Below are 25,217 nucleotides of genomic sequence, written 5' to 3'. Positions count from 1 at the left end.
AAAAATGAGTAACAATCTAAAAGAAACAATAAGCAATCTACAGAAGGATTTTACAGCCAACCCCAAAAATGCTTTGGTCCAATATGAAAGCAACTCAATTCTTAAAGAAGGACTTCAATCTGTAGTCACTCTTAGAGAGCATAAATTAGTTGTTGATGAACCCAAAAGTTTTGGTGGTAAAGACGAAGGTCCGAGCCCAGTAGAGTTAATATTAGCAGCGTTAGCAACGTGTCAGGAGATAACCTATAAAGCATTTGCTACAGCAGCGGGTATTAATATTGAGAGTGTTAGTGTTAAATTAAAAGGTGAATTAGATCTTCAGGGTTTTTTAGCTTTAAATAAAAACACTAGACCTGGCTTTCAATCCATCTCTGGTACTGTTGATATTAAATCTTCATCACCTAAAGCAGAAATAGATAAATTGATTGATACGGTAAATACACATTGCCCGGTATTAGATATTTTATCAAAAGGAGTTCCTATTAAATTGTTTCAAAAGGTTTCTTCAAGTTCTAATAATAAAGAGCACATAGAGCAAAGAGCAAGTGCTGCTTAACTAATCTAATTTAAGCCCTATGAAAATAGGGCTTAAGTCTTTTAAGTTCATTTCAAATCCTAAAAAATTAGAAGTTTGACTAGAATTAAGTATTAATTGCGTGCTAGGGTCTTGTTAATGAAAAATATTTATCATTCTGATATTTATCAATTTAACACCCCAGTTAGTAGTTATTGGGAAGATCATTCAAGCGAAAATTTAAATCTAGATAAACTTAATAAAGATGTCAGCTCAGAAATTGTTGTAATAGGTGGAGGGTACACTGGTTTATCCTGTGCAATTAATTTAATAGAAAATCATAATTTAGAGGTCATTTTAGTTGAAGCTGGAAAAATAGGTTGGGGGGCTTCATCTCGTAATGCAGGTTTCTGTTCTCTACCGCCAAGTAAGATGTCTTTTAAAAAGATGCAATCTATTTACGGCAATGATGAAACTAAAAAGTTCTTTAAAAACTCTGTTGAAGGCTCAAATTATACAAAAGATATTATACAAGAATATAATATTGATTGTGATGTAACGGGGGATAGTAATTACGTTGTAGCCCATCATCCAAATAAGTTTAAAGATATTCAAGAACAAGCCAAAGCTTACAGAGAAGAGTTTGGCATTGAAACTGAGATTTATTCAAAAGAAGACTTTGATAAAATTGGCCATGGTGGCACAGAGCAATTTGGAGCTTTTTCTTATAAACCTGGTTTTGCAATCAATCCTCTTAAATTTGTTAATGGCATTGCAAAATATGCTTTATCTAAACAATTAAAAATCTTCGAGCACACTAAAGTGGATAAAATTGATAAAGAGAATGGTGCTTATATTTTAAGGACGAAAGAAGGATCTATTCGATCAAAAAAAATAGTTGTTGCAACAAACGGGTTCTATCAAGAAGGCTTAATCCCAGAGATGAATTCAAGAATTTTACCAGTAATTTCAAATATTATTGTCACCCGAGCCTTAACGAAGCAAGAAATTGACCAACATAATTTTAAAACATTTTCTCCAATAGCTAATACTAAAAATCTTTTATATTATTATCGAAAGTTACCTGACAACCGAATTTTATTTGGCACTAGAGGGGATTTAAGTGGCAGTGATCAATCTAATTTAAATATGTCTAAGAAAATGGAAAAATTTTTAAAAGATATTTTTCCTAAATGGAAAGATATTAATATTGATTATAATTGGCGGGGATTAATTGCTTTATCTCAAAAATTAACTCCCTCCATTGGTAAAATTGATAATGAAGAGATTTATTATGGATTTGGTTATAATGGGGTTGGAGTGAGTGCTGCTCCTTGGACTGGAAAACAATTGTCTAAGTTAGTATTATCAAACAGTAAAGAGTTAGATATTTCAAAAATTTATAAAGGATTACCTAAGAAATTTATCTTCCCCCAGTTAAGAACATTTTATTTTAGATTAGCGGTGTGGTTTTATGCAATTAAAGACAGATTTAATATTTAAGAAAATATATGATAAAAATTAATTTATGAATGTATTTATAATTTTATCAGTATTGGTAATTGTTGTTGGGGTTATTTTACTAGTTGCATCACCTGCTGCGTTATTTACTTTGAATTGGAAAGAAAAGTCAGGAAAAGACAAATTTCTAATGTTCTTATTTTATGGTATTTTGGTTTATATAATAAATATCATTTTTTGGATTATTAAATAACAATATTAACCATTCTCAAGATCTCTTTATCCTTATTTAGTGTTAGCTAATTCCATCACCTAGACACCTGATTTAAGTTTTGGTAGGGTTTGTTGGTGAGTGATATTTTTCCAAAAGGATCGGCATGGATGAACGGTGAATTCATTCAACTTTCTGAAGCTAAAATTCCTATTTTAGATTGGGGTTTTCTAAGATCTGATGCCACATATGATGTTGTCCATGTTTGGAAGGATAGATTTTTTCAATTAGATAAACATATTGATCGTTTTTTTAAATCAACAGAAAAACTGAGAATGCCATGCAGACTTAGTCGTGAAGAAATACAAAGAATATTAGCAGGCTGTGTTAAAAAAGCTGATCTTGAAGATTCTTATGTTGAAATGATACAAACAAGAGGAATGTCTCCAAATTTTGTTAGAGATCCTCGAAAAGCGACACCACGTTTTATGGCTTTTGCAGTACCCTTTGGTTGGATACTTAAACCAGAAGATTTTGAAAAAGGATTAGATGTATATTTAACCGATATAACAAGAATTCCTCCAAGTTCAGTTGATCCTACTATTAAAAATTATCATTGGATGGATTTAGTCACCGGTATGCTTGATGCTTATGAGAGAGGACATCATACTGCTTTATTAGTTGATGAGGATAATAATATCTCTGAAGGCCCAGGCTTTAATATTTTCTCAGTTGATGAAAATGGAATTAATACCCCAGACCATGGAGTATTAGAAGGTATCACAAGACAAACTGTTATTGATTTAGCAAAAGAACTAAATATCAAAGTTAATAAAAAATCTATAACGATTGAAATGTTAAAATCCTCTAAAGAATTATTTGCAACCTCAACTGCAGGAGGGGTAATGCCAATAACAAAAGTAAGTGGGGAAAATATTAAACAAGGAACGGTAGGGGATATTACAAGAAAAATTCACAAACTCTATTGGGATAAGCATTCAGATCCTATGTGGAGTACATCTATAAATGACATATTATAAAAAATGAACATTAAACAAGCAGTTATCTTCGTCTTCATTCCATCAACTGGACACCTGATATAAGGTTTGGTAGGTTTAAATTATGTCTGGACTTGAAATACTATTAGCCATTGAACTTACTTATTTAGCTTACACAATAATTATGGATTTATGATCAAATATATTCTGCCAGCTATAATCATCTTCTTAATCGTATTATTCTGGGAAAAGATTACTGAAATAGTGTTTAAAAAATTTAATATTAGATTGAATTATATTATTGTCAGTGCTGTGTTAATAACTATCGCTATAATAGTTTTATTAATCAATCTTTAAATTCTACGACCTTTTAGTTGATTAACTCTCATTCCTTCACTTAGATATCTGATTTTATTGGATGATGGTGCCCCCGCACGGATTCTAACCGCGGACCTATTGATTACAAATCAATAAGCTTAATAAAATTTTCTTTCATAGCTAAAGATGGAGGTTTCTACTAAAAATAAAGACGGTACATGAAGTTAACTGAAACAACTGTTAGAACAATTACGAGCAAGTAAAGAGAGATATAATCTTTTGGAGATAACATGGTTTATGAATACTTGACTTACTAGGAACTTGCTAGCTTCTTTTTAGGATCATAGAAAGGTTTTTCAACAACTGTTGCTTTAATGATTTTGTCATTCATTTTAACATCGAGTGCAGTTCCAATCTCTGAATTATTAATTGTAACCATTGCAAGGGCTATGTTTTGTTTAAGTCTTGGTGAATATACTGCAGAAGTAATTTTACCAACTTGCTGATTATCTTTTAAGATTTCCCAAAAGGTAGTGTTGGGTCCAGTTAAGGGTTCACAATCTAAGATCACACCAACTTGTTTTCTTTTAACACCATCTTTATTAATTTTTTGTAAAGCAACTTTTCCGATAAAGTTTATATCGGTATCAAGGTTCACAAGTCGTCCTAAATTTAATTCATAAGGGTTAGTGTTAATATCAGCATCAGCATGGTACGATAACATTCCACCTTCAATACGTCTAATTGATGATGTGTGACCTGGTTTTAATCCATGAGGTTTACCAGCTGCCATTATTTTTTCCCAAAGTTTGTCACCCTTAGATCCATCTCTTAAATATAACTCATAACCAAGTTCACTAGACCAGCCTGTTCGAGAGACAATTAAAGGAATGCCATCCAAATCTAATTCACGTAACCAATAATATTTAAGATCATTAATACTTTCACCAAATAAAGCCTCCATAATTTTTCCAGAGTTTGGTCCTTGTAATTGAAGAGGGGAGACATCGGGCTCAATAATTTTAACATTAAGACCTGAATTGATTGCAACGCCTTGTGCCCATAATAAAATATCACTATCAGCAAGTGATAACCAATAATGGTTTTCTTTTAATCTTAATAAAACTGGATCATTTAAAATTCCACCATCATTATTAACTATTAAAACATATTTGCATTGTCCAACTGCAAGCTTTGATAAATCCCTTGGCGTTAACAGTTGAATAAATTTTGTAGCATCGGGTCCTGTAATTTCTACTTGTCGCTCCACTGCAACATCACATAAAATTGCTTCATTAACTAAATTCCAAAAGTTTTGTTCAGGAGAACCAAAGTCACGAGGAATGTACATGTGATTGTAAACTGAAAAGCCAGTTGCACCCCATTTAACAGTTGAATTAAAGTAAGGGGATTTTCTAATTTGCGTTCCAAAACCGAAGTTTTTTTTATCTTCCATTTTCAAAACCTATTAATTATTTGATTATTTTAAAAGCTTTATTTCTTATTTTTCACAATCCTCTGTCGCAAATGCTGTTTGCTCCATAATCTCTTCAGGCTCTTTGCTGAAAACTTCATCCATCTCTTCATCACTAAATTTTGCACTTAATTTATCAACGGTGCACTGACAGTATATTTTAGCACCATCCGGGCCAATATAAGCTTTAGAGTTAGAGTAACAACCAATGTATAATTCCTTCTCATATTCAGGGCTTAAAGCGTGACTTTTAGAGGTAAACAGGAGGATAAAAATTAGTAAATATTTATATTTTTTGATCATATTCGCCAACTTTGCCAGTTTTTTGTAAAAGATCATCAATAAAATCAAAGATCTTTTTCTTTCTCTCATTCGATGTTGGACTTTCAGTAACAATTACAAGAGATGGTTTATTAGATGAAGCTCTAATTAATCCCCATGAACCATCTTTAAAAGAAAATCTGATACCATTAACAGTTAAGACTTCACTAATTTCTTGATCATCAATTTTTGTTTTATTATCTTTTAATTCATTTACTTGTTTAACTAACTCTTCAACTACTTGGTATTTCTCTTCATCCTTACAAAAGGGAGCCATGGTTGGTGTTTGAAAAGTGTTAGGTAGTTCTTTTATAATCTCATTCATAGATTTGTTTTCATTATCTAATAAATGGCACACTTGAATTGCAGAATTAATTCCATCATCATAACCAAAACCTAATGGTTGATTAAAGAAAAAGTGACCACTTTTTTCAAATCCAGCTAAAGCTTTTTCTGTATTAACTTTTCTTTTAATGTGTGAATGTCCCGTCTTCCAATAAATGGTTTGACAGTTATTCTCATTTAACACTTTGTCAGTTGCGTACAATCCAGTTGATTTAACATCGACAATAAACTTAGAATTTTTATGAGTTTTAGATAAGTTTCTTGCAATCAATAATCCAATTTTATCTGAAAAGATTTCATCTCCAATGTTGTCTATCACACCAACTCTGTCACCATCACCATCAAAGCCAAAACCAATATCAGCATTATTATCTTTTACAGCTTTTGCGATTGCATGTAACATTTCTAAATCTTCTGGATTTGGATTATATTTTGGAAAAGTCCAATCTAGATCACAATCAAGCTCAATTACTTCACAACCAATTCCTCTTAAAATTTCAGGGGCAAATATTCCAGCCGTCCCATTACCACAAGCAACAACTGCTTTAATTTTTTTTGTTATTTTATTTTTATTTATTAAATCATCTTTATAAATTTGTTGAAAACCTTCTATTTGTTTCTCAACCCCTTTTCCTTTTATGAAATTTTCATTTAAAGTTATTTCTTTTAATTCTTTCATTTCTTCTGGTGCATGGGTTAAACCTTTTTTGATACCCATTTTAACTCCAGTCCAACCATTTTCATTGTGACTAGCAGTTACCATTGCAACAGCATCAGCATCTAAATTAAATTGTGCAAAATAAACAGTAGGGGATAATGATAAACCTATGTCTTCAATATTACATCCAGTTGAAAGTAGTCCTTTTTTAAGAGCAGATTTTATTTCTTCACTGTAAGATCTATAATCATGACCAACAATTACTCTTGGGTTGGTTTTTTTAGTATGTTTTATAATTTGAGTGCCCAAACCTTTGCCCAGATTCTCTATTCCGAGTTGGTTTATGTCCTTCTCATACAACCATCTCGCGTCATACTCTCTGAAGCCATATGGATCTATTTTTAAATTTGTTGTCATTGTTAACCTTTCTTACATTCATTTTATTTTTTTATTGATTTTTTTTTCTTATGTTCTATAAATGTTCTGTTGAATAATGATTTATATGGTGTATCAATGGTTTCAGCATACAACATGTAGTTGTTTTGTGAAAAATAACTTATAAAATATTAAAATATGAACAAAATACTATCACAGGCACTCAAGAAAGCTGTCTCCGAATATAGCCCAAATAATAGCGAACTTTCAAAGAGTAAAGGTCCAGATTTATTTTCACTTAGCAATGATACAGAACTTTTTCAAAATGAAAAAGGTATAATTATTAAAATTGATAGAACAAGAGATTCAAAATTAACTGACTTTGGTAAAGCAACTTTAAAAGATAGATACTTAGGTCAAAACGAATCTTTTCAAGATTTATTTGCTCGTGTTGCAAGTTCATATGCAGATGACAATTTACATGCACAAAGAATTTATAACTACATTAGTAATTTATGGTTCATGCCAGCTACTCCAGTTTTATCTAATGGTGGAACCAAAAGAGGTTTGCCAATTTCATGTTTTTTAAATGAAGCATCAGACAGCTTAAATGGAATACTTGATTTATGGAGTGAGAACGTTTGGTTAGCTGCTAAAGGTGGTGGGATTGGAAGTTACTGGGGTAACCTTAGATCTATTGGAGAAAAAATTGGTAAAGTTGGAAAGACATCAGGAATAATTCCCTTCATTAAAGTAATGGACTCGTTAACGATGGCGATTAGCCAAGGTTCATTAAGAAGAGGATCTGCTGCTTGTTACCTTCCAATTGATCATCCTGAAATTGAAGAGTTTATTGAAATGAGAAGACCTACAGGTGGTGATCCAAATAGAAAAGCATTAAACCTTCATCATGGTGTTTTAGTATCAGATGCATTTATGAGAGCTGTTGAGACAGATGAACAATGGGCATTAAAAAGTCCTGCTGATGGAACTGTACAACAAACGATCTCTGCAAGAAATTTATGGATTAGATTATTAACTGCAAGAATTGAAACAGGCGAACCTTATATTATCTATATCGATACAGTTAATAGACAAATTCCTCAACATCACAAACTTGCTAACTTAACTGTTAAAACTTCTAACCTTTGTAGTGAGATAACTTTACCTACGGGAATAGATAAAAATGGAAGAGATAGAACGGCTGTTTGTTGTTTATCATCTTTAAACTTAGAAAAGTATGATGAGTGGAAAGACGATAACGTTATGATTAATGATGTTATGAGATTTTTAGATAATGTATTAACTGATTTTATTGAAAGAGCTCCTGAACAATTTGATGATGCAAAATATTCTGCTGAAAAAGAAAGAAGTGTTGGTCTAGGTGTTATGGGCTTCCATTCTTATTTACAGCAACATAGTATTCCACTTGAATCTGTGATGAGCAAAGCTTGGAATAAAAAAATATTTAAACATATTCAAGAGCATGTAGATCAAGCCTCAAAAGATTTGGCTGATGAAAGAGGACCATGTCCAGATGCTGCTGATTATGGTTATAATGAAAGATTTTCTAATAAAACTGCTATTGCACCAACTGCATCGATTTCTATTATCTGTGGTGGAGCATCCCCTGGAGTAGAACCAGTTGCAGCTAATAGTTATACGCACAAAACTTTATCTGGATCATTTAATGTTAGAAACAGATATTTAGTAGAGTTATTAGAAAAACATGGGAAAAATACAGACGATGTTTGGTCTGAAATTACAACAAACCAAGGTTCTGTTTCTCATTTAGATTTTTTAACTGATTTAGAAAAAGATGTTTTCAAAACTGCTTTTGAATTGGACCAAAAATGGATTATTGAATTAAGTGGAGATAGAACGCCTTTTATATCTCAAGCACAATCAATTAACTTATTTGTACCAGCGGATATTCATAAAAGAGAACTACATAAAATTCATTTTGATGCTTGGAAAAAAGGTTTAAAGAGCCTTTACTATTGCAGATCAAAATCAATTCAACGTGCGGAAAATGTTAATGACACTAAAGCAACAGACGTTACCGCGAACGTTTACAAATCAAAACCACAAACAACTGAACAACCAGAATACGAGGAGTGCCTATCATGTCAGTAGAAAAAATGGATGCTAAAATTATCCAACCACCAAAAGAAAAAATAGTTCAACCACAAAAAATGGGGCTATTAGTTGAAAACCCAGTTTACAAACCATTTAGATATCCATGGTGTTATGATGCCTGGTTAACACAACAAAGAATTCACTGGTTACCAGAGGAAGTGCCTCTTGGTGATGATGTTAGAGATTGGCAGAAAAATTTAACTCAATCTGAAAAAAATTTATTAACACAAATTTTTAGATTTTTTACTCAAGCTGATGTTGAAGTACAAAATTGTTATTTAAGACATTACACAACTGTGTTTAAACCTACAGAAGTTTTAATGATGATGACTGCTTTTGCTTCAATGGAAACAGTTCACATCGCAGCTTACTCTCATTTACTTGATACGATAGGAATGCCTGAATCAGAATATTCTGCGTTCATGAAATATAAAGAGATGAAAGATAAATACGACTATATGCAAAATTTTGACATGAGTTCAAAAAAAGATATTGCATTAACAGTAGCTGTATTTAGTGCGTTCACTGAAGGCTTACAATTATTTGCAAGTTTTGCAATCTTACTTAACTTTCCAAGACATAATAAAATGAAAGGCATGGGCCAAATTGTTACTTGGTCAGTAAGAGATGAAACGTTGCACTGTAATTCTATGATTAGATTGTTTAAAGAGTTCATTCATGAGAACCCAGAAATCTGGACTCCTGAATTAAAAGCAGAACTTTATAAAGCATGCAGAACAATCATTGAGCATGAAGATGCTTTCATTGATTTAGCTTTTGAAATGGGTCCTATGCAAGGTCTTACGGCGCAAGATGTAAAACTTTATATAAGATTTATTGCTAATAGAAGATTATCTCAGCTTGGATTAGAGCCAATTTATGATGTGGACAAGAACCCACTTACTTGGTTAGATTCTATGTTGAATGCAGTTGAACACATGAACTTCTTTGAGGGTCGTTCTACTGAATATTCTAAAGCATCTACACAAGGAACTTGGACAGAAGCCTTTAGTTAATCTTTTGAAATATAAGAAATATTTTAGAAAAACTAGCCTTAAACAAGAAGGTATTGGAGAGCATTTTCTTAATGAAATAGCCTCCAAGAAACCTAAAAATTTCCTTGAGATTGGTGTGTTTCATGGTGTTACAGCACGAAATGTTTGTGAGTTATTACACAGCATTCATGGAAATGATTTCAAATATATAGGATTAGATTTGTTTGGTGAGAGTGTTGAAAATGCTAATGAAGTTATACCAAACACTAAGTTTAATAATCCGTTAAAGCAAATATATTTTAAATATATCTTAAGACAAGATCCATACTCAGTTGAGGCGGTAACCTATCTTTTAAAAAAATTTAAAGAAAATATTCATTTAATTAAAGGGAATTCAAATTTACTTTTAAAAAAGATGGATATGTCTCAAATTGACTATGTCTTTTTAGATGGAGGACATGCTTATGAGACGGTTAAAAATGACCTTCATTATTCAAAACCAGTTCTAGATAATAATGGAACCATTCTTTGTGATGACTATAACTTAAGTCAAGCACCAGGGGTCAAACAAGCTATTGATGAATTTGTCAGAGATAATAATTTTAAGTCTGAAAATATCTTTGAAAGATTTGTAAAAATAGAAAAAAACTAACTTTTCTAGCTTAGATTTTAAAATCTTATTTTTCTAATACTTTATAAAATATAAAATCAATTTCTAAAATTATCAAAATTTAATCTATATATTCCATTAAAATCTGACGATAGATATATATTTCCATTAGAATCCTCAAAAATTTCATTTTTACGGTTTGTCATGAAGTGTCTCAAAGGCCTGTCTAAATAAACTTTTTCTATAGAGTGAATTTTTTCTAGTTTTTCATCTAATAAAAAAATCAATAGTGATTTTCCTGGTCTTAAATTATTGCCATAAAGAGATAATCCAATCAAACAATTTTTTTTGTAATAATTTTTTAATTTAGAGGGACAAGTATTCAATGCAGAAATTCCAATCGAAGGTACAAAGGCAAATAATGGTTCTTTAAATCCATTTTCTTCGTGCCCTAATGGGTAAGATTTACCACCATCATCGTAAGAGTATTTAGTTCCATATGAAACTTTAGGCCAACCATAATTAGAACCTAACGTGATCTTATTTAGCTCGTCACCACCTTGAGGGCCATGTTCCACTGAAAAAATTTTATTTTTTATTTGTGTTATTCCTTGGGGATTTCTATGACCTATCGAAAAATTCTTAAGTTCTATTTTTTGTTTTTTAAAGTCTTCAATATTAATATATAAAATTTTACCAAAATATGAGTCTTTGTCTTGAGCTAAATTATTAATAGAAATAGAGTTTGTTGTTGGTGTTCCTATACTAATTAGAATCTTATCATTATAATGAATTGAGCTACTGCCCAGTCCATTAAAATCAATAGTTGTGCCCTCATCTAATGTTAAACATTGAGATTTTAATAGCTCGAGACCATCAGAGAGATTTACAATTGCTGCATAATAACAGTTTTTGTTTTTAGAAGAAGCTAAACCATAGATCTCTTCATTTACATAAAAAACATTTTTTAATCCACCATTAAAGTCTTTAGTAAAATTTTTATTAATTTTTAGTTTTTTAACGTTATCTTTTTTTAAACTAAAACCCTCTTGTGTGAAAATTTCAACTTCATTAATATTAAAATCTTTGTTATTAGAATTATTTACTACAAATGAAGTTTTGTCTTCTAGTGAGATTATTTTTTCAAGTTTTAATGTAAAATGATTTGAATTGAATATATCACTATTTTTTTTTCTTTTTAAATCCTCAAACTTATGTTCAGGTTTGTATAGTTTAGCTTTGTCTTTTATATATTCAATTTTTTCGGGGTTTTCATAGGTCCATATAATTGCTATTAATATAGTTAATAACCAACTGAAAAATAAATATTTTTTTTTGTGCATTTTTTAAAAATACAACCTTAGAATTTTCTAAAATATAATGAAAGAAATTATTTATTTATTACTCAATACAAAAAATTATCTTTGATTTAACTGTATAACTTTTCTATGTTTACTACCTTTATAACTAGCAAGAGGTCTAATCAATTTGTTAGCAGCATGTTGCTCCATAATATGTGCTGACCAACCTGTAATTCTTGAAATTACAAATATTGGGGTAAAGAAATCAGTATCAAAACCCATTAAATGGTAAGTAGGTCCTGTTGGGTAATCAACATTTGGATAAATATTCTTTTCTTTAATCATTACCTTTTCAACAATGTCATAAATTTTTTCAAATGTTTTATCTTTTTTAATAATAGCTACTCTTTTAAAGTATTCTCTCATGGTTGGAACTCTTGAATCTCCACTTTTGTAAACTCTATGACCAAATCCCATCACCACATCTTTGTTTTTAAGAGCCTTCGTAATCCATTTTAAAGCGTTCTCAGGTTTTTTAATTTTCTTCATCATGTGCATTACTTCTTCATTAGCACCACCATGAAGAGGACCTTTTAAACTAGCGATCGCACCTGTGATTGCTCCATGAATGTCAGATAAACTACTGGTAATAGTTCTTGCAGTAAATGTGGATACGTTAAAACTATGCTCAGCGTATAAAATTAGTGATACATCAAAAGCTTTAACAATTTCTTTTTCAGGAACTTTTCCAAAGCACATATGGAAAAAGTTTTCAGAAAAAGTAAGATTTTTCTTTGGAGCTATAATTTTTTTCCCTTTTCGAAGTCTGTAAAAAGCTGCTAAGGCAGTAGGTGTTTTTGCAAGAATTCTAATCGCCTTTCTTAAATTTGCTTTTGGTGAGCTATCTTTAGTTTCTTTGTCTTCAAGACCCATGAAACTAACAGCTGTTCTCGCAACATCCATTGGATGAGAATTTTTAGGTATTTTTTTTAAAATACTTAATAAATTTTTAGATAAAGTTATTTCTTTAGATAATTCTTTCTTAAATTCTTTTAATTGTTTTTTATTAGGTAATTCTTTATTTAAAATTAAGTAAGCAACTTCTTCAAAATCACATCTTGCACATAAATCTTGAGCTGCATAACCTCTATAAGTAAGAGAATTGATCTCTGGCATAACTTTTGAAATTTCTGTTTCATCAACAACTATCCCTAGTAAACCTTTTTTAATATCATCACTCATTATTCATGTCCTTCCGTACTAAAGTTATAAATTTTTTCATCTAACGAATTGTACTTTTCATATTCTACTAACTCGTAAAGTCTTTTTCTAGTTTGCATTTTATCAATAATGTTGTTCTGATGTCCATTCACAAAAATGTCTCTAAGACCATCTTCTACATTTTTCATAGCCAATCTTTGTGTGGTTACTGGATAAATCACAATATTATACCCAAAATTTTCTAACTCTTTGTAATTGAATAACTTAGATTTTCCAAATTCTGTCATATTAGCCAGTAAGTAACATGATAATTCTTTTCTAACTTTTTCAAAATCTTTTTCATCCTGTAAAGCTTCTGGGAAAATAATTTCAGCTCCAGCATCAATATATGCCTTACATCTATCAATCATCTTATCTATTCCCTCAACTCCTTTAGCATCAGATCTTGCTATAATTTTAAAATTTTCATCTTGTTTTGCAGCAACACATTCTTTAATTTTCTTAACCATTGCTTCAGTTGAAATTAATTCTTTGTTATCTAAGTGACCACATCTTTTTCGTTCTACTTGATCTTCTAAGTGAACTGCTGACACCCCAAATTCTTCAAAAGTTTTAATAGTTTCTTCACAAGACTTAAAGCCAGTGTCGATATCAACGATGGTAGGTAAACTTGTAACTCTAGATATTAAATAAGATCTAGTACTAACATCTTGCAGCGTAGTTAAACCAATATCTGGAAATCCTAAATCATTAGCCATAACTCCACCTGATACATAAACTGCATCATACCCAATTTCTTCAATTAGTTTTGCGGTTAGTGGGTTATAAGCACCAGGAACTCTTAAAATTTTATTTGATTTTAGTTTACTAACAAAGTCAGCTCTTTTTTGACTGGGCTCTTTTTCTACAAAATGCATTAAAAAATTCCTTGTTTCGTATTTTTCTTTATCTGACTTCTTTTAACCTGGATGTTTAATTTATTTAACTCTCCAGCTTTCAGGTTTTTAAGATTTTGAACAACTTTTAAGAAACGTGCACTCTCTTTTTTATCTAAGATACCGTCTGTTAACGTTAAAAACTTATTAATATAATTTTGTCTTTTAAACGGACGTGCTCCATAAGGATGAGCATCTGCTCTATCTAATTGTTCTGTAATTTTTTTACCATTATTTAAAGTAACTACAACTCTTGCACCAAATGATTTATTTTTTGGATTAGGATCGTGATATTTTTTAGTCCATTTTTTATCTTCAAACGTCGTAATTGATTTCCAAATTTTTATAGTGCTTTTTCTATTAGCTCTTTGTTTGGTATATGATTTAACATGGTGCCAATCAGCATCCTCAAGTGCTACTGCAAAAATGTACATAATAGAGTGATCAAGTGTTTCTCTACTTGCATTTGGATCCATTTTTTGTGGATCATTTGCACCAGTTCCAATTACGTAATGAGTGTGATGACTTGTGTAAATATCAATTTTTTTAATTTGATTTAAATTAGGAATTTTCTTATTAAGTTTTTTAGCAATATCTATTAGTGCTTGAGACTGATACTCAGCTGAATATTCTTTTGTATAGGTCTCAAGTATCGCTCTTTTAGATTCTTTTTTCTTTGGAAGTGGCACATTGTATAAAGCTTTCTTGCCATCTAATATTCTAGCTATAACACTGTCTTCTCCTTCATAAATAGGACTTGGAGCACCTTCACCACGCATTGCTCTATCAACTGCTTCAATTGCAAGTTTACCAGCATGAGCAGGGGCGTAAGCTTTCCAACTAGAGATTTCACCTTTTCTAGATTGTCTTGTTGAAACTGTTGTATGTAGAGCTTGTTGAACTGCTTGATAAATTGTTTCAGTGTTAAGTTTTAACATTGTACCCAAACCTGCAGCAACACTTGGTCCTAAATGTGCTATGTGATCTATTTTATGTTTATGCAAACAAATTCCTTTAACTAAATTAACCTGAACTTCATAACCTGTGATAATTCCTCTTAACAAATCTAGTCCACTTTTTTTAGTTTGTTGAGCAACACTTAAAATGGGTGGAATGTTATCTCCAGGATGACTGTAATCTTCTGCTAAAAAAGTATCATGAAAATCAAGCTCTCTAACAGCTGTTCCATTGGACCAAGCAGCCCATTCACAATCAAATTTTAATTTTGAATCAATACCAAATAAATTTGCACCATTTTTTCTAGGATGCTTTAGGGCCATTTCTCTTGAAGAGATAACCGCTCTCCTATTTAAAGAAGCAATGGCAACTGAAGCATTATCAATTATTCTATTAATAACCATCTCAATGGCTGCCTTATCTAATTTTGCATTATCAGAGGCAATTTCAGCAATTTTCCATGCTAATTGATTTTTTTTAGGTAAATCAATTTTTGATGGGTAAACTTTAACTTTATGTGAAATCATTAGGCCTCCTTAATTGTGCAAACCTATTAATAGTAAGAAAAAAAATTAAATCAATCTTTTAAGTAAGTTGAAACTATTTTTTCAACACCAATAAAGTCTTTTATTAAATGATTATGGTAAATTTCATTAGAATTTTTTTCTGTATAACCATTTTCTAATAAAATAACAGGAACAGAGGCAGCCTTAGCTGCATTTGCATCAGTTTCACTATCCCCAAACATTAGAGATTTTTTTACATCACCCCCGATGATTTCAATAATACTTGTTATGTGTCTTGGATCGGGTTTGCAATAATCAAACGTATCTGAACCTGCAACGTACTCAAAGTAATCATAAATTCCAATCTTTTTTAAAAGATCAATTGCTAGGTGTTCTTGTTTATTGGTACAAACTGCCATTGAAATTTCTTTTTCTTTACACCATTTTAAAAATTCTTTTACCCCATTAATAAGTGTGCTTTCTTTAATAATATTTTTTCCATAAAAATTAACAAAATCTTTTACCATTTCAGCTTTAATTTTTTGATCATCAATTTTACCAAACTCTTTTTTTGCTTGTCCCCATATAGATCTACCAATCATCGCACCAGCGCCTTGACCTACTAAATTTCTAATGTCAGCAGTAGATTTGGTAGGATAACCATATTTTCTCATTACATGATTATGAGCATTCATTAAATCAGGTGCGGTATCGACTAAGGTTCCGTCTAGGTCAAATAATATTGAGTATTTTTGAGTCATTAATAAAGTATTTTTAAGAAATAAATTGTGAATTAAGCTATCTATACACTTAATATAAAAATATTTCCAGATGAAACAAATAAATTCTAATATTGAACAAGAAAAACTTCGTAAATTTTTTATCAAGTCTGGTGTAAAGATGATTGGTCCTGAAACTATTTTTTTTTCAAAAGATACAAAGGTTGGAAAAAACGTTACTATTAATCCATATGTTGTCATTGGGCCAAAAGTTAAAATTGGAAATAATGTAACTATCAATTCATTTTCACATTTAGAAGATTGTAAAATAAAAAATAAAGTTGAAGTTGGACCTTATGCACGATTAAGACCAGGAACTATTCTTGAAGAAGGGTCTAAAATTGGAAATTTTGTAGAAGTTAAGAAAAGTACAGTTGGAAAAAAATCAAAAATTAATCATTTATCCTATATTGGTGATAGTGAATTGGGTAAAGGTGTAAATGTTGGAGCTGGTACAATTACCTGCAATTATGACGGTGTTAAAAAAAGTAAAACAAAAATTAGAGATAATGTATTTATAGGGTCTAACTCATCATTAGTTGCACCAATTACTCTTGAAAAAAATAGTATTGTTGGAGCAGGATCAGTTATTACAAAAAAAGTTAAAAAAAATTCATTAGCTTTAACTAGAAGCTCTCAAACAGAAGTTAAAAATTACAAAAGAAGAACGAAATAAAATGTGTGGAATAATAGGTATAGCTAGTAATAAACCAGTTTCATCTACAATTATTAATTCTCTTAGAAAATTAGAATATAGAGGATACGACTCTGCTGGAATTGCCACATTATCAAATGGAATTGTAAGTGAAGCAAAATCAGAAGGTAGAGTTGATATTTTAGAAAAAAATCTTGCTGTTAAGAATATGTCAGGCGCTATTGGAATTGGACATGTTAGATGGGCAACGCACGGTATTCCAAATACTATTAATGCACATCCTCATTCTTCAGAGAGTGTATCAGTTGTGCATAATGGGATTATTGAAAATTCTACACTTTTAAAAAAGTATTTAATAAACAAGGGTCATGTATTTAAATCTCAAACAGATACTGAGGTAATTGTTCATTTAATAACAGAGTATTTAAAAGAACTAAATTTAAAAGATGCAATTATTAAAACTCTTAAACAATTACATGGAAGTTTTGCTTTAGGTATAATCTTTAAAGATCAACCAGATCTTATAGTAGGTGCTAGAAGAGGGTCTCCACTTGCAGTTGGCTATGGTCCTAACGAAAATTATCTAGGCTCAGACTCTTACGCTTTAAAATCGATGACTAATAAAATTTCATATTTAAATGATGGAGAGTTTTGCATTATAAAAAAAGACCAAGTTGAGTTTTTTGATGAAGAAGGCTTAAAAGTTAATAAGAAAGTTTTAGAATTATCTTCAAAAGAACAGGATTATGACAAAGGTGATTTTAAACATTTTATGGCAAAAGAGATTGAAGAACAGCCAACAACATTAAAGAACTGTATAAACGAGTATGTTGATACAATTAACAACGACATCAACATCTATAATTTTCCATGGAATATTAAGGAAATTTCTTCAGTTACTTTAATTGGTTGTGGTACAGCTTACCATTCTTGCTTAATGGCAAAATATTGGTTTGAAGAAAATACTACACTTGATGTAACAATTGATATTGCATCCGAGTTTAGATACCGAAAAAATAGATTTAAAGATGATAATTTATATATTTTTGTTTCTCAGTCTGGTGAAACAGCAGATACTTACGCTGCTCTAGATTTATGTAATAAAAATAATATGAAAACTTGCAGTGTAGTTAATGTTATAGAAAGTTCTATTGCAAGAGATTCTAACTTTGTTTTACCCATTCATTGTGGGCAAGAAATTGGTGTTGCATCCACAAAAGCTTTTATGGGTCAAATGCTGGTTCTTTATATCTTAGTATTAAAATTAGGAATTTTAAGAAAAGACTTGGATAAAGATTTATTTTTAAACAAAATTAAAGATTTAAAATTATTACCTAAATTAGTTGAGCAAACTTTACTAACAGAAAGTAAAATCCAGACAGTCTCAAGCTCATTTACTGATGCAAAAGGTTCGATGTTTTTAGGGAGAGGCTTTTCTTACCCAATTGCATTAGAAGGGGCGTTAAAATTAAAAGAATTAGCTTACGTTCATGCTGAAGGGTACCCTGCAGGTGAGATGAAACATGGTCCATTAGCCTTAATTGAAGATGGAATGCCAGTTGTTGTCTTAGCTCCAAGAGATAATTATTATAAAAAAACAATTTCCAATATGCAGGAAGTAATAGCAAGAGGGGCTAAAGTTTTATTGATTACTAACAAGAGCAAAGACGAAGTTTTTTCAGAAAATATTTGGGAAACGGTATTAGTTGAAAGTGCCAATGATGACTTATTACCTTTTTTATTAACTGTTCCATTGCAAAAATTAGCTTATTATTCAGCTCTTAAAAAAGGGTATGACATTGATAAACCTAGAAATTTAGCAAAATCAGTCACAGTTGAATAATAATTAAACTCTGCTACAACACCCCTAGGTTGAACATGAAAAATTGGAAAATAAATAGCTGGAGAAATTATCCTGTAAAACACATTCCTGAATATCCTGATCAAAAAGAATTGGATGGTGTTTTAAGTAAAATTAAAGATTTCCCACCATTAGTTTTTGCTGGTGAGACAAGGCATTTAAAAGAACAATTAGCTGATGTTGTCGATGGAAAAGCTTTTTTATTACAAGGTGGAGATTGTGCAGAAAGTTTTGCAGAATTTCATCCTGATAACATTAGAGATACATTTAAACTGATACTGCAAATGTCTTTAGTGCTTACTTATTCGGCATCATTACCAGTAATTAAACTTGGAAGAATTGCTGGACAGTTTTCAAAACCAAGAAGTTCTCCTGTTGAAAATATTGATGGTGTTGAACTGCCTAGTTACCTTGGAGATAATATTAATGGAATGGAATTTAATGAAAAATCAAGAGTTCCTGATCCAAAAAGACTTTTTAAAGCTTATTCTCAATCTGCATCAACGCTTAACCTTATAAGAGCCTTCTCTCATGGAGGTTTTGCTGATCTTAAAAAAGTACATACTTGGAACTTAGGGTTTATTAAAAACTCTCCAGCTGCAAAAAAATTTAAAGATTTAGAAGATAGAATTGCAGATGCCTTAGCATTTATGGATGCTTGTGGAATTAATTCTGACTTTAATAGAAGATTAAAAACAGTAAACTTTTGGACTTCACATGAGGCTTTATTACTTCCTTTTGAACAAGCAATGACAAGAGTAGATTCTACTACAGGTGAATATCACGATACCTCAGCTCACTTTGTTTGGATAGGAGATAGAACAAGACAACTAGATGGTGGACATGTTGAGTTTTGTAGAGGAATTGAAAATCCAATTGGAATTAAATGTGGACCAACATTAAAAGCTGAAGACTTGATAAATCTTTGCAATAAAATTAATCCAACAAATGAAAAAGGTAAAATAACTTTAATTTCTAGATTTGGTCATGAAAATGTTTCTAAATTTTTACCAAAATTAATAAGAGCAATTAAAAAAGAAGGTTTAAATGTAATATGGTCATGTGATCCTTGTCATGGAAATACAATTAAAGCTACAACTGGATTTAAAACAAGACCATTTAATAGTGTTGTCAAAGAAGTAAAAAATGTTTTTGAATGTCACCAAAGTGAAGGAAGTTATGCAGGTGGATTACATATTGAAATGACTGGTCAAGACGTTACTGAATGCACAGGGGGTGCTCAGAAAATATCTGACCAAGATTTATCTAGCCGTTACCACACTCATTGCGATCCAAGACTTAATGCTAACCAAGCGTTAGAGTTAGCTTTTTTAATTTCTGATGAGATTAAAAAAAATGCTGCTTATTCTAAAAAAAATATTAAAGCGGCATCTTAAAGCATTGTATTGAATACAATTTCGTTTAAATTTTAGGAAATGAAACCATTAGAAAAAGCACAATTTATAAGCAATTGGATTAAAGATTACGTTAACAAGATGCCAAGTAAGGCTCAATCTTTAATCATTGGAATTTCTGGGGGAATAGACTCTTCTGTATCAAGTTCATTGAGCGCAATGACAGGTATTAAAACAATTGTTTTATCAATGCCCATTAAACAAAAATCATCACAACATGACTTAAGCTTAAAACATCAAGAATGGCTTGTTAAAAATTTTGATAATGTTGAAGCACACACAATAAATTTAGATAAATTATTTGAAACGTTTGAGAGTACGTTATCTAATTTTGATAGTGAGCTTGGTATGGCAAATTCTAGAGCTAGAATTAGAATGACTACTCTTTATCAAGTAGCAGCTGCAAACAAAGGTATTGTGGTTGGTACTGGAAATAAAGTTGAGGATTTTGGGGTAGGGTTTTATACAAAATATGGAGATGGTGGAGTTGATATATCTCCTATTGCAGATTGCAATAAATCAGAAGTATGGGAAATAGGTAAATCCATTAATATTCTTCAAGAGATAATTGATGCAGCTCCAACAGATGGATTATGGGATGATGGCAGAACTGATGAAGGTCAGTTAGGTCTTAAATACAAGGAATTAGAAGAAGCTATGAACAATGTTAATTCAATAAATCGTGAAAAATACGAAAAAATAAGAAAGATAAACTTGCATAAAATGGAACCAATCCCAGTTTGCAAGATTCCCAACTAATCTTATAGATTCACAAATCTATAATTAAAGTATAATTCTAAGATAATGAACAAGGATATTTTTTTAACAAACAATCTAAACAATAAAAAAGAAAAATTTGTTCCTATAAATAAAGAAAACATTGGAATGTATGTTTGTGGTCCAACCGTTTATGACAACCCACACATTGGGAACGCAAGACCTCTTGTTATTTTTGATATTTTGTTCAAAGTTTTAAAATCAAAATATGGTCATGATAAAATAAATTATATAAGAAATATTACAGACGTTGATGATAAGATAATTAAATCAGCAAAAGAAAAAAATCTTTCAATATCAGAATTAACAAACAATGTTATTAAAGATTTTAATGATGATTGTAATTACTTAAATTTAGATAATCCAACCCAACAACCAAAAGCTACAGATCATATTGATCTCATGATTAAAATGATATCAACTTTAATAGAAAAAGATTTTGCTTATGTGGTAAACGACCATGTTTATTTTGAAGTTAGCAAATTTGATGATTATGGAAAATTATCGAATAAAAAACTAGAAGATTTAATTGCAGGATCTAGAGTTGAAGTTTCAGAGAATAAAAAAAAATCAGAAGACTTTGTATTATGGAAACCCTCTAAGGATGATGAACCTTCTTGGGATTCTCCTTGGGGTAAAGGAAGACCTGGTTGGCATTTAGAATGTTCTGCAATGTCTAAAAAATATCTAGGTAACATATTCGATATTCACGGAGGTGGAATTGATTTAATTTTTCCACATCACGAAAATGAAATTGCACAATCAAGATGTGCGAATGATACTAAAGTTTTTGCAAATTATTGGATCCATAACGCATTTATTACTATGTCCAATGAAAAAATGGCTAAATCAACTGGCAACATACTTAAGATTAAAGATTTTAAAGATAATGTTGACGGACAAGTTTTAAAACTTGCTCTTATGAGTGCTCACTACAAACAACCATTAGACTGGAACGAAAAGCTCTTAGAAGATTGCAAAAATACTATTGATAAATGGTATGAAGTTTATTTACCCCCAAAAGACAAAATAGTTTTAGATGAAGATATTTTGTCTCCATTATACGATGATTTGAATACACCTGGCTACATTGCAAAGTTACATCAACTGTATGATAAGGCCTTAAAAGGAGGAAATGAAGAGAAAAGTTTATTTGTATTAGCTTGTAATTTTATTGGTATTTTAAATAAAACAAAAGAAGAGTGGATGGAATTTAAAAAGAAAAAATCATCCATTAATGAAGATGATATTTTGGAAATGATTTCACTTAGAAACAAAGCAAGAGAAGATAAGAATTATAAAGAAGCTGATATCATTAGAGATAAGCTTTTAGATAAAGGGGTTTTAATAGAAGACAAAGATGGTAAAACAATTTGGAAACTAAAATGAGCAAACAACAACTTTTTATATTTGATACAACACTAAGAGATGGTGCACAAACACAAGGTGTAGACTTTTCTGTAGATGATAAATTGAAAATTGCCTCAGCTTTAGATAATTTAGGTGTTGATTATATTGAGGGTGGGTGGCCAGGAGCCAACCCTACGGATACTGAATTTTTTCAAAAAAAACATTCATTTAATAATGCTAAACTAACATCTTTTGGTATGACCAAAAGAACTGGTCGTAGTGCCGATAATGATCCTGGACTATCAGCACTTTTAAACTCAAACACACCGGCAGTTTGTATTGTAGGAAAATCTTGGGATTTTCATGTTGATATAGCACTTGGGATTTCTAATGAAGAAAACTTAGAAAACATTAAAGAGACAGCTAAACATTTCGTTAAAGAGAATAAAGAATTCATGTTCGATGCAGAGCATTTTTTTGATGGATACAAGGCTAATCCAAGTTACGCCTTATCATGTCTCAAATCAGCATTTGATGAGGGAGCAAGGTGGATTGTTTTATGTGACACTAATGGTGGAACCTTACCTCATGAAGTTACAAAAATTGTTACAGAAGTTTCTAAAACTATACCTGGAAAAAATTTAGGGATACATGCACACAATGATACTGGTAATGCAGTTGCGAATTCTTTAGCTGCAGTTTGGGCTGGAGTTAGACAGGTGCAAGGAACCATCAATGGTTTAGGTGAAAGGTGTGGTAATGCTAATTTAATGTCACTAATCCCTACTTTTTTTTTAAAAGAAGATTTTGCAACTAATTTTGAATTAAAAATTAAACCAGACAATATTAAAAAATTAACAGAATGCTCTAGATTGTTAGATGAGATTTTAAATAGAAAACCTAACAAACATCTTCCATACGTTGGTGCTGCTGCTTTTTCTCATAAAGGTGGCCTTCATGTATCAGCGGTTCAAAAAGATCCAAAAACTTACGAACATATTGATCCAGTAGAAGTTGGAAATTCTCGAAACATAGTAGTTTCAGATCAATCTGGAAAATCCAATATAATCTCAAGATTAAAAACAATTGGTATAGAAATAGAGGAGAGTGACCCTAAAATTAAAAAACTTTTAGATGAAGTAAAAGATAGAGAATTTATAGGTTATAGTTATGATGGTGCTGACGCATCTTTTGAATTATTGGCCAGAAGGATTATTAGCAAAATACCAAGGTATATATTGATTAAAGAATATGATGTTTCTGTTAAAAAAGATTCATCAGGCACAATTGTTTCTTCTGCAAAAGCTCAGCTTGAAGTTGATGGTGAAAAAATTATGTGTACTGGTGAAGGAAATGGTCCTGTTAATGCACTAGATAATGCTATTAGACAAAATGTAGATCGATTAAACAAATACTCTAAATATTTAAAAGATTTGAAATTAGTTGATTACAAAGTTAGAATTTTAAATACAGGTACTGAAGCAATCACTAGAGTTTCAATAGAAAGCACAGACTCAAAAGGTAAGAACTGGTTCACTATTGGTGTCTCAGCAAATATAATTGACGCTTCATTTAAAGCATTAGTTGATAGTTTAGATTATAAATTATTTAAAGATAAAGCTCCAGCAAGTCTTTAATGTCTTTTAATAATATCTCATTTATCTTACATCAACCTCAACTATCAGAAAATATTGGAGCTTGTGCTAGAGCTGTTAAAAACTTTAATTTTAAAAAGTTAGTTATTGTTAAACCAAAACCAATTTTCCCAAATGATAAAATTTTAGCAACATCAGTTGGGGCAAAAGATCTAATTATTAATGCTAAAGTACATGAAACTTTAGAATCTGCTGTAAAAAAGGTAGATTATGTTGTTGCAACATCTGCAAGGTTTAGAAATAAAAATATTAAACATATTAATTTAGATGATTTAAAAAAAATTGATTTTAATAAAAAGATAGCTTTTTTATTTGGTTCTGAGGCATCTGGTTTATCTAATAATGAGATTAGTTATGCTAATTACACTATGCAAATCCCAACTAACCCTGATTTTAAATCTTTAAACCTGTCACATAGTGTTATTATTATAGCTCATACAGTAGCAAGCATTATTAATTTAAAGGGTGCAAAATATTCTAAATCAAAAAAAGTAAACTTAGCTAGCAAAAAGGATATTCAAGCTATGACTAACTTGTGCATCAAAAAACTAGAGGAAAAACACTTTTTTAAACCCTTAGAAAAGAGACCTATTATGCTTGAAAACTTAAGAAGTATTTTTTCTAAAATGGAGCTTTCTGAGAAAGAAACACGTATTTTATCCAGTGTATTTGCAAGTTTGTCCAAAAAAGGTTGATTGACAAAATAATGAGTAAGTTTATAAACCCACCTATCAAATGACAAAAAGAATAAGCGCTAAACATAAAATAGATAGAAGGTTAAAAATTAACCTATGGGGTAGACCTAAAAGTCCTTTTAATAAAAGGGATTATGGTCCAGGACAACACGGACAAGGTAGAAAAGGAAAACCTTCTGATTACGGAATTCAGCTACAAGCTAAACAAAAATTAAAAGGTTACTACGGTAACATTAACGAAAGACAATTCAGAAATATTTATAAAAAAGCTACCATGTTAAAAGGGGATACGGGTGAAAATTTAATTGGTTTGCTTGAAAGAAGATTAGATTCTGTTGTTTATAGAGCAAGATTTTCAACAACAGTATTTTCAGCGAGACAACTTATTAACCATGGTCACGTAAGAGTTAACGGTAAAAAAGTTAACATTGGAAGTTACGTTGTTAAAGAAGAAGATATAATTGAAATTAGAGATAAATCTAAACAGTTGGCTATAATTGATATCGCTCTAGCTAGTAAAGAAAGAGAAACACCTGAATACATTAATTTAGATGAAAAAAATAAAAAAGTTACTTTTGTTAGAACACCTAAGTTCGACGAAGTTCCTTATCCAGTAATAATGGAACCTAATCTAGTAATTGAATATTACTCTAGATAATAAATATCCTTTTTTAAAAAATTCTTTTAATAT

At 30.7% G+C, this 25,217-nt stretch carries 23 protein-coding genes; 15 read left to right on the top strand and 8 right to left on the bottom strand.

The annotated features are described in order from the left end of the window. The first annotated feature begins 4 nt into the window (after positions 1-4). The 4 genes from AC5SML_RS04095 (at position 5) to AC5SML_RS04080 (ending at position 3,226) form a co-directional block, all read left to right on the top strand. Positions 5-556, top strand: a complete 552-nt coding sequence (locus AC5SML_RS04095) for an OsmC family protein (protein WP_494574628.1) — start codon at positions 5-7, stop codon at positions 554-556. Between the two features lie 117 nt (positions 557-673). Continuing rightward, positions 674-2,017, top strand: coding sequence for an NAD(P)/FAD-dependent oxidoreductase (locus AC5SML_RS04090; protein WP_494616890.1), 1,344 nt, complete (start codon positions 674-676; stop codon positions 2,015-2,017). 25 nt (positions 2,018-2,042) lie between these two features. Beyond that, the gene (locus AC5SML_RS04085; RefSeq protein WP_006996719.1) at positions 2,043-2,228 is read left to right on the top strand and encodes a hypothetical protein; all 186 of its coding nucleotides are present in this window, start codon (positions 2,043-2,045) and stop codon (positions 2,226-2,228) included. A 92-nt stretch (positions 2,229-2,320) separates the two neighbouring features. Further along, positions 2,321-3,226: an aminotransferase class IV gene (locus tag AC5SML_RS04080; protein WP_494616889.1), complete on the top strand. Its 906-nt coding sequence runs from the start codon at positions 2,321-2,323 to the stop codon at positions 3,224-3,226. 589 nt (positions 3,227-3,815) lie between these two features. Here the strand turns inward: AC5SML_RS04080 and AC5SML_RS04075 are convergent. The 3 genes from AC5SML_RS04075 to AC5SML_RS04065 are packed head-to-tail and all read right to left on the bottom strand — an operon-like array spanning position 3,816 to position 6,717. After that, a complete protein-coding gene (locus AC5SML_RS04075) occupies positions 3,816-4,958 on the bottom strand; it encodes a glycine cleavage T C-terminal barrel domain-containing protein (RefSeq protein WP_494616887.1) in 1,143 nt (380 codons plus the stop codon). Positions 4,959-5,003: 45 nt separating this feature from the next. After that, positions 5,004-5,279: a hypothetical protein gene (locus AC5SML_RS04070; RefSeq protein WP_006996766.1), complete on the bottom strand. Its 276-nt coding sequence runs from the start codon at positions 5,277-5,279 to the stop codon at positions 5,004-5,006. Continuing rightward, on the bottom strand, positions 5,263-6,717 hold the full coding sequence (locus AC5SML_RS04065; RefSeq protein WP_494616886.1) for a phosphomannomutase/phosphoglucomutase: 1,455 nt from the start codon (positions 6,715-6,717) through the stop codon (positions 5,263-5,265). Before AC5SML_RS04065 ends, AC5SML_RS04070 begins: the two co-directional genes overlap by 17 nt. 156 nt (positions 6,718-6,873) lie before the next feature. Between AC5SML_RS04065 and AC5SML_RS04060 the strand changes: the two genes are divergently transcribed. Genes AC5SML_RS04060 through AC5SML_RS04050 form a run of 3 tightly spaced genes read left to right on the top strand, consistent with a single transcriptional unit; the run spans position 6,874 to position 10,461 of the window. Then, entirely contained in the window at positions 6,874-8,811 is a 1,938-nt protein-coding gene (locus AC5SML_RS04060; RefSeq protein ID WP_494616885.1) for a ribonucleoside-diphosphate reductase subunit alpha, read from the top strand. A gap of 5 nt (positions 8,812-8,816) precedes the next feature. Next, the gene (locus AC5SML_RS04055) at positions 8,817-9,830 is read left to right on the top strand and encodes a ribonucleotide-diphosphate reductase subunit beta (protein WP_494617646.1); all 1,014 of its coding nucleotides are present in this window, start codon (positions 8,817-8,819) and stop codon (positions 9,828-9,830) included. Positions 9,831-9,834: 4 nt separating this feature from the next. Next, entirely contained in the window at positions 9,835-10,461 is a 627-nt protein-coding gene (locus AC5SML_RS04050; RefSeq protein WP_494616884.1) for a class I SAM-dependent methyltransferase, read from the top strand. 56 nt (positions 10,462-10,517) lie between these two features. Here AC5SML_RS04050 and AC5SML_RS04045 read toward each other — a convergent pair whose 3' ends face one another. The 5 genes from AC5SML_RS04045 to AC5SML_RS04025 all read right to left on the bottom strand — a co-directional run bounded on the left by AC5SML_RS04045 (position 10,518) and on the right by AC5SML_RS04025 (position 16,100). Further along, complete coding sequence (locus tag AC5SML_RS04045; RefSeq protein WP_494616882.1) at positions 10,518-11,762, bottom strand: PQQ-dependent sugar dehydrogenase; 1,245 nt, start codon at positions 11,760-11,762, stop codon at positions 10,518-10,520. Between the two features lie 75 nt (positions 11,763-11,837). Continuing rightward, a complete protein-coding gene (locus AC5SML_RS04040) occupies positions 11,838-12,962 on the bottom strand; it encodes a bifunctional 2-methylcitrate synthase/citrate synthase (protein ID WP_494616880.1) in 1,125 nt (374 codons plus the stop codon). Then, on the bottom strand, positions 12,962-13,858 hold the full coding sequence (prpB, locus tag AC5SML_RS04035) for a methylisocitrate lyase (RefSeq protein ID WP_006996772.1): 897 nt from the start codon (positions 13,856-13,858) through the stop codon (positions 12,962-12,964). Before prpB ends, AC5SML_RS04040 begins: the two co-directional genes overlap by 1 nt. Then, positions 13,858-15,360, bottom strand: a complete 1,503-nt coding sequence (locus AC5SML_RS04030) for an MmgE/PrpD family protein (RefSeq protein WP_494574597.1) — start codon at positions 15,358-15,360, stop codon at positions 13,858-13,860. Before AC5SML_RS04030 ends, prpB begins: the two co-directional genes overlap by 1 nt. A 50-nt stretch (positions 15,361-15,410) precedes the next feature. Continuing rightward, on the bottom strand, positions 15,411-16,100 hold the full coding sequence (locus AC5SML_RS04025; RefSeq protein WP_026225075.1) for an HAD-IA family hydrolase: 690 nt from the start codon (positions 16,098-16,100) through the stop codon (positions 15,411-15,413). A gap of 70 nt (positions 16,101-16,170) precedes the next feature. On the opposite strand from AC5SML_RS04025, the gene AC5SML_RS04020 reads away from it, so the two are divergent. The 8 genes from AC5SML_RS04020 to rpsD are packed head-to-tail and all read left to right on the top strand — an operon-like array spanning position 16,171 to position 25,184. Then, positions 16,171-16,794, top strand: coding sequence for a DapH/DapD/GlmU-related protein (locus AC5SML_RS04020; RefSeq protein WP_494574595.1), 624 nt, complete (start codon positions 16,171-16,173; stop codon positions 16,792-16,794). 1 nt (position 16,795) lies between these two features. Further along, positions 16,796-18,616 carry a glutamine--fructose-6-phosphate transaminase (isomerizing) gene (gene glmS, locus AC5SML_RS04015; protein ID WP_494616879.1) on the top strand — a complete coding sequence of 607 codons (1,821 nt, stop codon included), beginning with the start codon at positions 16,796-16,798 and terminating at the stop codon, positions 18,614-18,616. Positions 18,617-18,651: 35 nt separating this feature from the next. Continuing rightward, a complete protein-coding gene (locus AC5SML_RS04010; protein WP_006996777.1) occupies positions 18,652-20,031 on the top strand; it encodes a class II 3-deoxy-7-phosphoheptulonate synthase in 1,380 nt (459 codons plus the stop codon). A 39-nt stretch (positions 20,032-20,070) separates the two neighbouring features. Next, positions 20,071-20,808: an NAD(+) synthase gene (gene nadE / locus AC5SML_RS04005; RefSeq protein ID WP_494616877.1), complete on the top strand. Its 738-nt coding sequence runs from the start codon at positions 20,071-20,073 to the stop codon at positions 20,806-20,808. 45 nt (positions 20,809-20,853) lie between these two features. After that, a complete protein-coding gene (gene cysS / locus AC5SML_RS04000) occupies positions 20,854-22,215 on the top strand; it encodes a cysteine--tRNA ligase (RefSeq protein WP_494616876.1) in 1,362 nt (453 codons plus the stop codon). Beyond that, positions 22,212-23,813 (top strand): citramalate synthase, encoded by a 1,602-nt coding sequence (gene cimA, locus AC5SML_RS03995; protein WP_494616875.1) that lies wholly within the window; start codon positions 22,212-22,214, stop codon positions 23,811-23,813. The genes cysS and cimA overlap by 4 nt, the downstream gene beginning before the upstream one ends. Then, entirely contained in the window at positions 23,813-24,526 is a 714-nt protein-coding gene (locus AC5SML_RS03990) for an RNA methyltransferase (RefSeq protein WP_011282163.1), read from the top strand. Before cimA ends, AC5SML_RS03990 begins: the two co-directional genes overlap by 1 nt. Before the next feature lie 40 nt (positions 24,527-24,566). Continuing rightward, on the top strand, positions 24,567-25,184 hold the full coding sequence (rpsD, locus tag AC5SML_RS03985) for a 30S ribosomal protein S4 (RefSeq protein ID WP_006996782.1): 618 nt from the start codon (positions 24,567-24,569) through the stop codon (positions 25,182-25,184). The last annotated feature ends 33 nt before the right edge of the window (positions 25,185-25,217 follow it).

This window comes from Candidatus Pelagibacter sp. PS_17 (assembly GCF_059417945.1).
The sequence above is the reverse complement of the archived record's forward strand: the minus strand, read 5'-3'. Positions and strand labels throughout refer to the sequence as shown.

Excerpts from the sequence above, each read along its gene's own strand:
- AC5SML_RS04070 (WP_006996766.1), bottom strand. The coding sequence starts at position 5,279 with ATGATCAAAAAATATAAATATTTACTAATTTTTATCCTCCTGTTTACC.
- prpB (WP_006996772.1), bottom strand. The coding sequence starts at position 13,858 with ATGCATTTTGTAGAAAAAGAGCCCAGTCAAAAAAGAGCTGACTTTGTT.
- nadE (WP_494616877.1), top strand. The coding sequence starts at position 20,071 with ATGAAACCATTAGAAAAAGCACAATTTATAAGCAATTGGATTAAAGAT.
- AC5SML_RS04060 (WP_494616885.1), top strand. The coding sequence starts at position 6,874 with ATGAACAAAATACTATCACAGGCACTCAAGAAAGCTGTCTCCGAATAT.
- AC5SML_RS04010 (WP_006996777.1), top strand. The coding sequence starts at position 18,652 with ATGAAAAATTGGAAAATAAATAGCTGGAGAAATTATCCTGTAAAACAC.
- AC5SML_RS04065 (WP_494616886.1), bottom strand. The coding sequence starts at position 6,717 with ATGACAACAAATTTAAAAATAGATCCATATGGCTTCAGAGAGTATGAC.
- cysS (WP_494616876.1), top strand. The coding sequence starts at position 20,854 with ATGAACAAGGATATTTTTTTAACAAACAATCTAAACAATAAAAAAGAA.
- AC5SML_RS04025 (WP_026225075.1), bottom strand. The coding sequence starts at position 16,100 with ATGACTCAAAAATACTCAATATTATTTGACCTAGACGGAACCTTAGTC.
- AC5SML_RS04095 (WP_494574628.1), top strand. The coding sequence starts at position 5 with ATGAGTAACAATCTAAAAGAAACAATAAGCAATCTACAGAAGGATTTT.
- AC5SML_RS04020 (WP_494574595.1), top strand. The coding sequence starts at position 16,171 with ATGAAACAAATAAATTCTAATATTGAACAAGAAAAACTTCGTAAATTT.
- AC5SML_RS04090 (WP_494616890.1), top strand. The coding sequence starts at position 674 with ATGAAAAATATTTATCATTCTGATATTTATCAATTTAACACCCCAGTT.
- glmS (WP_494616879.1), top strand. The coding sequence starts at position 16,796 with ATGTGTGGAATAATAGGTATAGCTAGTAATAAACCAGTTTCATCTACA.
- AC5SML_RS04075 (WP_494616887.1), bottom strand. The coding sequence starts at position 4,958 with ATGGAAGATAAAAAAAACTTCGGTTTTGGAACGCAAATTAGAAAATCC.
- rpsD (WP_006996782.1), top strand. The coding sequence starts at position 24,567 with ATGACAAAAAGAATAAGCGCTAAACATAAAATAGATAGAAGGTTAAAA.
- AC5SML_RS03990 (WP_011282163.1), top strand. The coding sequence starts at position 23,813 with ATGTCTTTTAATAATATCTCATTTATCTTACATCAACCTCAACTATCA.
- AC5SML_RS04045 (WP_494616882.1), bottom strand. The coding sequence starts at position 11,762 with ATGCACAAAAAAAAATATTTATTTTTCAGTTGGTTATTAACTATATTA.
- AC5SML_RS04030 (WP_494574597.1), bottom strand. The coding sequence starts at position 15,360 with ATGATTTCACATAAAGTTAAAGTTTACCCATCAAAAATTGATTTACCT.
- cimA (WP_494616875.1), top strand. The coding sequence starts at position 22,212 with ATGAGCAAACAACAACTTTTTATATTTGATACAACACTAAGAGATGGT.
- AC5SML_RS04085 (WP_006996719.1), top strand. The coding sequence starts at position 2,043 with ATGAATGTATTTATAATTTTATCAGTATTGGTAATTGTTGTTGGGGTT.
- AC5SML_RS04055 (WP_494617646.1), top strand. The coding sequence starts at position 8,817 with ATGGATGCTAAAATTATCCAACCACCAAAAGAAAAAATAGTTCAACCA.
- AC5SML_RS04040 (WP_494616880.1), bottom strand. The coding sequence starts at position 12,962 with ATGAGTGATGATATTAAAAAAGGTTTACTAGGGATAGTTGTTGATGAA.